Below are 11,989 nucleotides of genomic sequence, written 5' to 3' on the forward strand. Positions count from 1 at the left end.
AATGCCTCCTTTTTGACTTGTTCATATTCCGTTCATATTGTCGTCACGATGAGTACATCTTAGTTGATTACACTTTGAATATGTCGTCAAGGCGGCACTTCAGATACAGAGACAAGGAAGGGAAGAGATGAACGTGGCAAATAAGGTAGAAATAAAAACAACTGGGACTAAGAGCCACAAGAAACGGAACCTATGGTTAAAAATAATCGGTGGTATTGTAGGGGCGCTCGTGCTGTTCATGGGCATCGTTTTTATCGTTGATGCAATCAGCGATGGGGTAGAGAAAAAGAAAATCGAATCCTATGGCCAGTATGTCAATGTGGATGGGAAAAAGATGAATGTGCTCATTCAAGGCAGCGGAGAACAAACCGTTGTACTCCTACCGGGACAAGGAACCCCGTCACCTGCACTTGATTTCAAATTGCTGATCGATGAAATTACCCCTAATTATAAAGTCGTGGTAGTCGAGCCTTTCGGTTATGGCTTGAGCGATAAAACCGAGAAGGAAAGAACGACGGAGAATATAGTAAGTGAGGTGCACGAAGCTTTGCAGCAACTGGGTTTAGACAGTTACATTCTAATGGGACATTCCATTGCGGGACTTTACGGAGCAACCTATGTGAATACTTATCCGGATGAAGTTCTTGCTTTTGTCGGCATCGATAGCAGCGTTCCCAATCAACCCGGGATGGATGTCAAATTACCTTTGAAATCCATGCAATTTCTTCAAAAATCTGGTCTGATGAGATTGTTCCAAAAAGTTAGCGGAGATGCGTATAAATCGCTTGCATTTGATGAGCATACCAAAGAACAGATGCGTTTGATTTCGAATCAAGTCGCGACCAATCCAACGTTGATGAATGAACTGAGCCACCTCGGTTCCAATTTTAAAAATGGAGAAAAACTCACAATGCCAAAAGACTTGCCGTTGCTTCTCTTCGTTCAATCGAATAATGAGCACAATAAACAGTGGATTCCGCTTCATGAAGAGCAAGTCAAACAATCCGCACAGGGAAAAATGATCCCGATGGAAGGTTCTCATTACCTGCATCATACAAAATACAAAGAAATCGCTGAGGAATTCAAAGCTTACATGAAACAAATCCAATTGTAGGGTTAATAATTGAACTGCGGAGCCGAAATTGAAGTGCACCCTCTAGAATTTCATCGGATAAACCAGGGGGTTTATCCGATGTCTATTCTAAGGGGTGCACTTCATAATGCATTAGGGTGTTTTTGTTTGATTCCAATTCTTGTGTCACATCTGCCGATCAAGAGAGAATCAGCGCTAAGGTCCAAGTACTTGTCCTACAAGGAACTGTACACCGATTTAATCACCTACAATTTCGTTCAGTAAAAGTTCTTCCGTTAACGCATAGCGGTACAGCCGAACCTCGTCGATTAGGCCGTTCATTGTGGAGGACGAGTTATGTCCGGCGGTCAACGACAGTTTGTTCGAGATGTTACCTCCGAGCAGCGAATTATTTTCTCCAACTAATATACCGTCTACATACAGTCTCAGTCCCGTGTCCCGATCTGCTACAGCCGCGACATGATGCCAGTTGCCGTCTGTATACGTCTGCGTCGATTGTACGACATCGGCGGTGCTACCGTAATCGAGCCAGAATCGAATTGTATTGTTGCTCTCGATTCGCAGGGCATAGGAAGCGTTAGTATCCCCTTTATTTACGATGTATTTCGGCGTGCCGACAACATTGGTTCTAAACCAAGCGGTCAGGCTAAAGTCTTGATCTGTGCCGAAGTCGTACAAGCCGGAATCCGGATCACCAAGCTTGACGAATTGTCCACTTCCCGAGAATTGGACAGCTCCACCTGATTTACCTGATGAGCTGCGAGCCACGCCGTTCAAAAGCATCCCGTATTCGTAATCGCTTATATCGTTGGCTGTGATAATGCCGCTTCCCACCGTCGGTTCGTCAAAGCTCCAGCTGCCAGCGACACCACCAAGAGCAAGCATCTCATGTTCTTCTAAGACATAATTGAATAATTTAACCTCAGAAATCAGCCCCTTTAACGTCAAAGCTGAATTAGAACCAATCGTCAGGGGGAGGTTGCTAACTATGTCGCCTCCCAGGAACGCAGAGGATTGCGCGACAATCAATCCGTCGACATACAGCCGTAGTCCGGCATCGCGGTCTGCCGCGCCAGCGACATGATGCCACTTACCGTCCGCTAAGGAAACGGCGGACTGTACTGCATCGAACGTATTCCCGTAATCGAGCAAGAATCGGAGTGAGCCGTCCGCTTCGAAGCGAAGCCAGAAGGAGCCGTTGGTATCGCCTTTGTTCACGATATATTGGATCGATCCGGTATGGCTTGTCTTGACCCATGCCGAGACAGTAAAGTCTTGCGTCGAGCCGAAGTCAAACGAGCCGTCCGCAGAATGGCCAAGGTTGACGTGATCGCCAGCTTGGGAGAAGCTCAGTGCTGGACCAAAGTGCCCTTCCGCGCCCGGTACTGCACCTGAGATCGAGCCGTCGTGTCCTGCACTTGATGTATCGACGGCCGTCATCCCGGCTGTTTCGTTCAGCGGCCAGCTCCCGAGCAATGAACGGTTCCACCAGATACGCGACACGATGGTACTGTTAGGCTGGAGCGAATTCCACTCATTGCTGGTCACAATACTCAGCTCTGGCGTAACATCCAGCGTGCCAAAGTTCCCGAGCTGCGCACGATCGGTCGTGTTCGGCATCACGTTGTGCTCTGTTTCCTTCTTAAGCCTAAGCGTTTCCGGATTCATCTTGGCCATCCATAGAGGCGCCCGATATCGGAACACATCCGAATTGACGGAATCTTGCCGAGTATAAACGAGATACAAGCCGTCCGGTCGCGTAATCCAATGCATCTGCGTATTCATGCTACCGACGATGGGAGTGCCGTCTTCCCACTGTAGATCAACGGCGGGCTGCCAGTCGATACCGTTGACGCTCTTGGTCAAACGATTATTCGTGTCATCACGGCTCGTCAGGAAGTATTCGCCGCCGAACATGGTCAGCGAAGCCTCGATACCTGAACGATTGCCGTGTACGCCGGTGTTCGGGACCGTACCGCTCATGCTTTCGTATATCAACGAGGTCCCGTCGAAGGAGGCGGTCACAACTTGCAGCGCGCCAGAGCCGGAGGTCGAATGGATCGGCCATAACACCTTGCCCGTCTGCTCGTCTATGTGTGGATAAGAGCTTCCCGCATGACCGAATACTTGTGGCCAATCAAAGAGTTGCCAATCTGCACTCCAGGCTTCGATAGTTGGGTCGAATACGGCGTATGCCGGATAGGTTTGCTTTTTGCCGAAATTGGCGTCGTACGACTGCGCCATGCCAAGCAGTATGATCTTGCCGGTTGCAGCATGATAGACAGGAACGGGATCGATGAGCATGCCCCTGTAGCCATTCGGAAGTGTCTTCCAATCGTATTGCGGGATAACGTTGTAAGGCGTCCAGTTGTCACCAAGATTAGTGCTGACCGTGTAGGCGATGTCATAAAACACGTCAGAGTGGTTGTCGTTCAAATCTTTGGATGCCGTGCACAATATCGCCGGAGTGCCATTTTGACCTTGTCCCGGCAGGGTGGCACAACGCGTATGAGACCACCAGAAATCATTGGTGCCATCATTTGCATAGATCCGTTTCGGATCGACACGGTAACCAGTAGCGGCTGCTGGCACAGCCAAAGCCGCCATAAGACAAACGAGCAGCAAACAGGAAACAGCTTGTTTCAAAAGAATCATCAGCTCCTTGGACATAAAATATAAAGCGCTTACATTAAGAATCATACCAAATCAACTCTTTCTAACCTATTGGATAGAGTCTAGATTTGGTAGATTATATTAATCTTTTGAGCGGTATGGCTGATCAATTTTGGCGATTGCGGTATTCGGTCGGTGTCAGGCCAGTCCTTTTTTTGAACAGACGGCAGAAATATTTCTCGTCTTGGTAGCCGGAGCGGAGTGCCACCTCATAGGTTTTCAGAGAGGTTTCCGCAAGTAATCGTCTCGCTTCGGCAAGCCGTATTTCGGTCAAGTAATCCGACAGGTTGATGCCTTGGACCTGCTTGAACAAAAAGCTTAGATAGACGGGCGACAAGTAGACTGCCTGTGCTGCTGTCTCCAGCGTCACATACTCCCTGAAATTATCCTCAATAAATCGCTTTGTCTTTTCCACGATAGCGTTTTTACCGACTTTGCGAAAATCGAGGGTCCGCCGCAGAAGTACGTCCAGATAGCGTCGCATTTCTTCCACTAACTGCTCCAGCGTAGATGTCTCGAAGAACATCGTAATTTGACCTGCGGGAAGCAGTTCGTCGAGTGCCAGCTTCGGGTGCATGCCCATCAGCGAGTCCGCAGCTGCCACCATGTGCTGGAGTGCAATGGATTTGGTCACTTGTACAGGATAGTCGCGGCTCTTCAAATGTTGGATAAAGTCCTCTAGCCATCGGGTGAGCTGATCGGGATTACCGACTTTGAGCGCAAGTTGAAGCGCTTCGTCAACTGGAGTGGAAGCTGGAAACTTCTGATTCGGTGAGACGGTATTTTCCCATTCCAGATCCTCAACGAACACGACCTGGTTTTGACCGGTATAGTATTTGTACTCCAACGCCGTCCGAGCCGATTGATAGAGATGTTTGCCCTCCGTATTGAGGCTCATCCCTTGCACCGATACCCCGATCATCACCATATAGTGAAGCGCCTCGCGCAGATTTCTTACCAGTCTGCACAAATCCTCCCGAAACTGAGCCTTCTGCGACGGTGTGACATTGGCCTGCAGAATGAATCGGTTGTGCTCAGGACAAATTAAGAATTTGTCAGGCCATGCCTCAAGCGTCTCCTCAGCTATATTCATAACAGCAAAGTTCATCAACTGCTGATCTTCGTAAGAGTAGTTTTTCGGAAAGTCTGGATCTTCGTCCAACTCGATGATTGCTAGATATACGGGACCGATCCGTAGAGGGATGTGTAGGAACTCCGTTTTTTCCACGAACAGATCGTCGTTGAAGCAGGCGCCCTCCAGCAAAGAAGTAAGAAAACGGAAACGGATCAGCGGCAGATGGTCCTTAAGTTGACTTTTGAGCTTTTGCTCATCTTTCCATTGCTGTTGGATGGATAGGACAACATTCAGCAGCTGGTCGAGATCCGGTGGCTTTAGTAAATAATCCAGGGCGCCTAGCTTGAGCGCCTGCTGTGCGTACGTGAACTCGTCGTGTCCGCTCAAGATGATCGATTTAACCGGCAGCTCCCGCGCATGGATTTCCTGCAACAGCTCCAGGCCAGTTTTGCCCGGCATCCGGCAATCCAGTAACAGCAGATCGGGCTTGTCACGCTCGATAAGCTCCAGCGCTTCATCTCCGTTATCGGCAGGCGGAAGCCAAGTAAAACCATGCTCCTCCCATGGAATAAGGGCACGAAGGGCTTGAGGTACGATGGGTTCGTCGTCAATGACCATGATTTTCATAAAGCAGCCTCCATTGGTTTTCGTCTGATATGAGCGGGATAACCAGCATAACACGTGTGCCATGCCCCAGTTCACTCTCAATACGTAGTGCGTATTCCGGCCCGAACATCATCGTCAGTCTTTCATTGACGTTACGGATGCCATAACCGGTGCCGCTGGTATCACTTTCAAGCAGAGAACTTGCCATCTCCGGGCTCATGCCGCATCCATCATCTTCGACGACGAATTCAACCCGCTGCTCGTCCAGTTTTCTTCCTCTGATCGAGAGCGTGCCGGGCTGTGCCCGCTTTGTACTAAAGGCGTGTAGAATCACGTTTTCCACCAATGGCTGCAGCAGTAGCTTCATCATATAGAAGTGAATGATGTCAGGATCGATCTCATAACAAGGAATGAATCGGTTCGGAAAGCGGGCATATTGGATATGAATATAGGCCTTGACCTGGCTCAGCTCCTGACGAATCGTATAATAATCTTTACCCTTGTTAAGAGAAAGACGGAAGAGCTCAGTCAGGGATTGCGTTACCTGGGCTGTATTATCATCACCGTTCATTTTCGATTTAAGGAAAATATAGTCCAGCGTATTGTACAGAAAGTGCGGTTCGATCTGAGTCTGAAGCGTCTTAAGTTCAATCATCTTTTGTTTTGTTTGACTAATGTACACTTTCTGAATGAGACTGTTCGTTTCCATGACCATATCATTGTACTTTTGGGTAAGCAATCCAATCTCATCTCGTGAGGTGACCTCGACATTCTGGTTGAAGTCGCCCCGTTTGAAGTTGTTCATGGAACGGAGTAACTTCTTAATCGGTTTTGTAATACTGCGCGATAGGAATACCGAGCAGAACCCGACGAGAGCGAGCAGCGATACCGATAGGGCGAGAGTTACATTTAGCATGATTCGGTGTTGGCTACGGATAATTTCCAGCGGTGTGAGGCTTACAATGTTCCAAAGATATGGTTCCACGACCGTACTGGCGACGGAATAACGCTTTCCGTTAATATCATAGATCTCCGAATGCGACTTAAGTGAAAGCTGCTGCTTGAGTTTCAGATCGTCCATCAGTGTTTTTTTTAATCCGTTGTCCTGACTTTTGCTCGATACAAGATTGTAGTTGTCATCAAAAATAAAGATGTTAGACGAGCGCACAATCTCAATGTCCTGAATGATATTGCCGATAGCGTCACGATTAACACCCATAAAAAGCAAGCCGAGCTTGTTGTCCGGGTCATATAAATCGACGATCCGCCGTCCAATCATAATTTCATTGTAGCTGTGCCCGAATGTAAATAGGGGGGTGCTGTAATACGTCCAGAATGCCTCGCCGTCCCGGGAAGCAACAGCGGTGTATAGCGGCATCTCAGCGAAGTCTGAATAAGGGATGACCTGCCGGAAAAACTCGCTGAAATCGCGGTACAAAAAGCCGTTTTGGCCGTAGATAACAAGGAAGCTAACGTATTTTTTTGCGGCTTTGATGTTGTCGAGATAAGCAAGTGCGGCAGCCTGTTCAGTGTTGACCGGTCCGTTATAATCCCGACTGAGCAAGCTTTGTAAGCTAACGTTATTCATAATGTAGGAAGTAATGTCTCCGGCGTCGTCTAGCATCAGCTTGATGTTATTGCCGATCAAGCGTACCGTCTGGGCTTGATTTTGCTCCGTTTCCTTCTCTAGAGAGGAGGTGGCGGTCCGAAACGAAAAGAAGCCGAGCGTCAGCAGCGGAATGAGGACGAGTAATACAAAGGATACGAACAGTTTCGTTTGCAGATGTCTGAATACGAACATGGAAAGCCTCCCAACAGTCGGCGCTTGATCATCCGCATAGGAAAATAATGTTATAAGCAATTTATACTGTTACATTAGCAAATCCTTTCTCTACATTCAATATGGAGGTAGAAGATCGAAACCAGTTACTTGACGAAGTCCACTAAACCTTGAAATTGCCGCATTGTTGCGTATCGAATCTGCGGGTAAGATGGGATTGTGCACAAGCAAGACAAGTCCAAACGGGAGGATGATCAGATATGCGCAGGGGGAAAAAGAGATTTGGGTTCGGCGCGGTGGTTGTTGCACTGTCGCTGTTAGCGAGCGGATGCGGAACATCTGGCGGGAATAACGCGGCAGAGAATGGAAAGAACAGCCAGCCGCCATCGACGGCGGCAAGCGGAGAGGCCATCGACTGGAACACAGTCAAGGCTGACATCCGGTTCGTCTATCCGGGAACTTCAGAGGCGGAGAAAGAGCTGGCTGAACAGTTCAAGGCGAGAATGAAGGAAAAATATCCGAACGTCAATATCGAGTACATGTATCTGTCGTGGGCCGATATGGAGAAAAAACTATCCGTCATGTTAAATTCGGGGGACGTCCCGGATCTCACACAAACGCAAGACATCACCAATTTGGTTCGATTGAACGGCTTGGAAGACTTGACCCCCTATTTTGAGCAAGAAGGCGAGCATTTGAAGAAGGACGATTTTCTGCGGGGTACGATGGAATATGCCCAAGAGGATGGCAAACTGTACGCTGTACCGAATCTAGCGAACTCCTTCACGATGATCGTCAATGAGAAAATGCTGAACGAAGCAGGCATGAAGCTGGAGGACTTGCAAACGTGGGAGGATGTTGAGAAAGCAGCCAAGGCGATGACGAAAGACGGCAAGTACGGTTTCGGCTATCCGCTTGGAACAGCCCGGTTCGCATTCCGTGTGCCGTTCACGGCCGCATATAGCAATAATCTGCTGCTGAGCGATACGTCAGCTGAGAGCAAAAACAAATACCTGGAAACGCTTCAGCATTTCAAAAATCTGGAGCCTTATCAGCCGAAAGCGCATCTGACCTGGGGGTACCCGGAAATGTTTCGCGCATACAGCAATGGCGAGGTTGGCATGATTGCGGCGGGAACGTTCTTTACAGCCAATGTATACAGCATTAACCCAGACATCGTCAATGTCTCCCGTACGATTGCGTATCCGAAGGGGCCTTCAGGCACATCAGCCAAAGCGCCGGTATCGAACGTCGGTATCGCGATGTTCAAGGACAGTAAAAACAAGGAAGTCGCCTGGAGACTCATTCAGGAATGGTCATCCCAGGAATTCAACAGCACGGCAGCGTCCGTCGTCAACGTGACGGCGATCAAGAGTACAAGCCTCGATGAAATTATCAAGAAGTCAGAAAAAATTTATCCAAAAGCGATAGAGGGACACAAGACGATGCTGAACGACTTCAGCAAGCTGCTGGATGAATCCGGCGTTCCGATGGACAAAATTCCGGGACAAAGCGAGATGGAAGTCATCGTTCAGGAACAGATGGCCAAGCTGCTTAACAACAAAGTGACGGTAGAAGAGGCATATGCCGCCATCAAAGACGGCATTGACAAAATCAAGTCAAAACTGGAATAGGCCAGACTCCGTTGGAGCTGCATGCCGAGCCATTGCAGCTTCACAGGATGTTATGGGACCGGTGAAGGAAAGGAAGCGTAAGAAATGTCCGACATACTGAGGCTAGATAGGCAGGATCCGCCGCTCAACCGACAGCGGGGACGCGTTTCGGCGTTTTTTCGGGAATTCGGCTTCGGGTATTTTTTGCTGGCGCCCGTCGTCCTTTATATTGTAGTATTTCAATTTTATCCGCTTGTGGAAACGATCCGGCTGAGCTTGTACGACTATTCGCTCATCTCCGGACGTGGCATGTCATTCAACGGCTTCGGTAATTACAAGGAGCTGCTCGTGAATGACGGAGCTTTCTGGCAAATTTTCTGGAACAGCTTCATCTGGGTTCTGGGTTCCACTGCCCTTCAATTCGCGATTGCAATACCCGCCGCAATTATTCTGTTCAGCAAGATACGGTTCAGAGGGTTGTGGCGTGGATTGATGATGGTTCCATGGGTATCGCCGGTCGTTATTATCGGCATTGTCTGGAAGTGGATTTACGACGGTCATTACGGACTATTCAATCATTATTTAAAAATGTTTCACTTGATTTCGGAAAATATCGTCTGGCTTGGAGATGAACAACTGGTCTGGCCCGCACTGCTGCTAACGTCGGCGTGGAAGGGATTCCCCTATATTACGCTGATGATGCTATCTGGACTCACGGGCATCTCCCAAGAAATGATTGAGGCGGCGCATATGGATGGGGCTTCCGCGTGGCAGAGGTTTACCCGGATTACGCTGCCAATGCTCAAGCCGATCATGTACGTCACCGGGCTTGTCAGCATTGTCTCCTCCTGGACCAAATTCGAAATGATATGGGCGCTGACGAACGGTGGACCGGGCTATTCGACCAGTATTTTGCCGACGTATTTATATACGAATTCATTCGTTTACTTCGATCTCGGCAAAGGTTCGGCCATCGCTACGCTGTCGATGGCGATAGTATTGATTCTCGTCGGTATTTACTCGCGTCTGTTCGGCCGAAACCTAGAATAGGCATCAGAGGAACGATATTATACCCGATTAAAACGATGTTCTTACGAGTCTTGGTCCTGCTTGTACTATGCAGGGTAGTACCACTAACAACGATGCATGATTCGAGGTGCGACTTATGAAAGAGTCTTTTGCTCAAAGAACGGCAAATTATGTCTGGCTGGCGCTGTTGATGGTATTCACGCTGCTGCCGTTCGCTTGGTTGATCGTCACGACGCTGAAGTCGGACACGGAAATGTTCTCAACGATTCCGACCTGGATCGTGGACAATTTGACTTGGGATCATTACAGATGGGCGCTTGGCGATGTAGGATTTCAGCTGCCCCGACTGCTGCTCAATTCAATTATCGTATGCGGTATCACCGCACTGGTTACAGGAGCCATCGCCTGCATTAGCGGCTATGGTCTGGCCCGCTATAAGGTACCCGGCGTTAGCCTGGTCGTCGTGCTAATCGTGCTGGCCCAGATGATTCAGGGTCCGTTGATCATGATTCCCTGGTACAAAATAGCGGCAGCGTTTTCACTGCTGAATACGAAAGCGATTTTGGTCTTAATTTACGGGACACTGACGATACCTGTTGGTGTGTGGATTATGAGCGGGTTTTTCCGTACCATACCGCCCGAGCTGGAGGAAGCAGCGGCGATTGACGGATCAGGCAAGTGGCGGACGCTGTTCACAGTCATTATTCCGCTTAGTTTGCCGGGGTTGGTGTCAATCACACTATATGCATTTATTCTCGGATGGAACGACTACCAGTACTCGCTCATTTTAACCAGCTCTATCGACGCAAAGACCGTTCAGGTCGGCATCGCCGAATTGATGGAAAGCATGGGTTCGACCAACTGGGGCGGATTGCTCGCAAGCGGGGTTATCGTTATTTTACCGATTATCGTCATTTTCGCATTTATTCAGAAATATTTGATCGAGGGAATGACCGCAGGGAGCGTAAAGGGTTGATAGTTTTTTTAAAAAAAGGAGCCGATAGAGATGACTAATTCTTATGATTTCAAAGGCGTGTATACCGCGCTTATTACGCCGATGCACGATGACGGTAGTATTGATCATGAGTCACTTGCCCGTCTAGTTCGACATTTGCAAAGCCAGCGCGTTAAAGGGTTTTATGTAGGCGGAAGTACTGGTGAGGGCTTCATCCTGAATACGGTGGAGAGGCAAGAGGTGCTGGAGACAGTCGTCCGCGCGGCGGAGGGGAAGTCAACGATCATTGCCCACGTCGGAGCCATAGGTACGGAAGCTTCGATCGAGTTGGCGCGTCATGCCGAACGGCAGGGCGTCGATGCGATGTCGGCAGTGGTGCCGTTTTATTACAAGACGACAGTTGAACAGATCAAGGAACACTATATTGCAATTATGGCCGCTGTCCCGCTGCCGATGCTTATCTATCATTACCCGGGAGCGACAGGCGTCCAATTATCGATGGATTTCTACGAAGAGATGGCCCAGTATCCCCAATGCATCGGCGTCAAATTCACATCCCTCAACCTGTTCGAGATGCAGCAAATTCGTGCCCGCTGCGGAGACCGCTTTCTAATCTTTAACGGACATGATGAGGTGTATGCGGCTGGCGCGCTCACTGGAGCCGACGGCGCTATAGGCAGCACCTATAATATGATGGCTCCGTTATTCGTTCAGATGTATCAAGAAGCGGAACATGGGAACTGGTCAAGTCTTTCAGAACTGCAGGGCGAGGCGAATGAGGTCATTGCGAATATGGTGTCTTTCGATGTGATCCCTTATGAGAAGTATATTTGCTATGCACAGGGCATTATCCGCTCGTACAGAGCAAGGCAGCCGCTAAAGCAACTGACGGAGGTAGAGACAGCGGCAATCCGAACGTTTTATGAAAAAAGTGCTGTTTTGAAGGTATCGGCTTATCAAGTGTAATAAATTGATGATGACAATGGAGCCAGGATGTAAAGAATACATGCGATCGGCGCAACTAGCAGCTTGCCCTCACCTTCCAGGCAAAAATATCTTGTTTTGTCCAATAAACCTGTCACGGAAAAACAAACCCATGATATGCGCTTCTGTTCCAAAAGGAATGATGAGCAGTAAGTGAATATTACCATGTGTTATTCCAATG

8 protein-coding genes are annotated in these 11,989 nt (G+C 48.7%); 5 read left to right on the plus strand and 3 right to left on the minus strand.

The window, feature by feature from the left end:
* Positions 1–127 precede the first annotated feature (127 nt).
* Positions 128–1,114: an alpha/beta hydrolase gene (locus MKY99_RS15390; protein WP_339264786.1), complete on the plus strand. Its 987-nt coding sequence runs from the start codon at positions 128–130 to the stop codon at positions 1,112–1,114.
* Positions 1,115–1,330: 216 nt separating this feature from the next.
* On the opposite strand, the gene MKY99_RS15395 is transcribed toward MKY99_RS15390, so the two are convergent.
* The 3 genes from MKY99_RS15395 to MKY99_RS15405 form a co-directional block, all read right to left on the minus strand.
* On the minus strand, positions 1,331–3,793 hold the full coding sequence (locus tag MKY99_RS15395; protein WP_339264788.1) for a LamG domain-containing protein: 2,463 nt from the start codon (positions 3,791–3,793) through the stop codon (positions 1,331–1,333).
* A gap of 79 nt (positions 3,794–3,872) precedes the next feature.
* Complete coding sequence (locus tag MKY99_RS15400; RefSeq protein ID WP_339264790.1) at positions 3,873–5,468, minus strand: response regulator; 1,596 nt, start codon at positions 5,466–5,468, stop codon at positions 3,873–3,875.
* A complete protein-coding gene (locus tag MKY99_RS15405; protein WP_076283716.1) occupies positions 5,449–7,248 on the minus strand; it encodes a sensor histidine kinase in 1,800 nt (599 codons plus the stop codon). Before MKY99_RS15405 ends, MKY99_RS15400 begins: the two co-directional genes overlap by 20 nt.
* Before the next feature lie 239 nt (positions 7,249–7,487).
* Between MKY99_RS15405 and MKY99_RS15410 the strand changes: the two genes are divergently transcribed.
* The 4 genes from MKY99_RS15410 (at position 7,488) to MKY99_RS15425 (ending at position 11,790) form a co-directional block, all read left to right on the plus strand.
* Positions 7,488–8,861, plus strand: a complete 1,374-nt coding sequence (locus MKY99_RS15410) for an extracellular solute-binding protein (protein WP_339264793.1) — start codon at positions 7,488–7,490, stop codon at positions 8,859–8,861.
* Positions 8,862–8,945: 84 nt separating this feature from the next.
* Positions 8,946–9,890: a sugar ABC transporter permease gene (locus MKY99_RS15415; RefSeq protein ID WP_076283714.1), complete on the plus strand. Its 945-nt coding sequence runs from the start codon at positions 8,946–8,948 to the stop codon at positions 9,888–9,890.
* A 199-nt stretch (positions 9,891–10,089) separates the two neighbouring features.
* Positions 10,090–10,845, plus strand: a complete 756-nt coding sequence (locus MKY99_RS15420; RefSeq protein WP_179086710.1) for a carbohydrate ABC transporter permease — start codon at positions 10,090–10,092, stop codon at positions 10,843–10,845.
* A 30-nt stretch (positions 10,846–10,875) separates the two neighbouring features.
* Positions 10,876–11,790, plus strand: coding sequence for an N-acetylneuraminate lyase (locus tag MKY99_RS15425; protein ID WP_339264794.1), 915 nt, complete (start codon positions 10,876–10,878; stop codon positions 11,788–11,790).
* Positions 11,791–11,989 lie beyond the last annotated feature (199 nt).

Origin of the sequence: Paenibacillus sp. FSL R5-0470 (assembly GCF_037975205.1) — a bacterium.
In the GTDB taxonomy this organism is placed as follows: domain Bacteria; phylum Bacillota; class Bacilli; order Paenibacillales; family Paenibacillaceae; genus Paenibacillus_AQ.

What these genes read in the sequence shown, in the direction of transcription:
- MKY99_RS15425 (WP_339264794.1), top strand. Translation starts at nt 10,876, where the DNA reads ATGACTAATTCTTATGATTTCAAAGGCGTGTATACCGCGCTTATTACG.
- MKY99_RS15405 (WP_076283716.1), bottom strand. Translation starts at nt 7,248, where the DNA reads ATGTTCGTATTCAGACATCTGCAAACGAAACTGTTCGTATCCTTTGTA.
- MKY99_RS15395 (WP_339264788.1), bottom strand. Translation starts at nt 3,793, where the DNA reads ATGATTCTTAATGTAAGCGCTTTATATTTTATGTCCAAGGAGCTGATG.
- MKY99_RS15415 (WP_076283714.1), top strand. Translation starts at nt 8,946, where the DNA reads ATGTCCGACATACTGAGGCTAGATAGGCAGGATCCGCCGCTCAACCGA.
- MKY99_RS15390 (WP_339264786.1), top strand. Translation starts at nt 128, where the DNA reads ATGAACGTGGCAAATAAGGTAGAAATAAAAACAACTGGGACTAAGAGC.
- MKY99_RS15400 (WP_339264790.1), bottom strand. Translation starts at nt 5,468, where the DNA reads ATGAAAATCATGGTCATTGACGACGAACCCATCGTACCTCAAGCCCTT.
- MKY99_RS15410 (WP_339264793.1), top strand. Translation starts at nt 7,488, where the DNA reads ATGCGCAGGGGGAAAAAGAGATTTGGGTTCGGCGCGGTGGTTGTTGCA.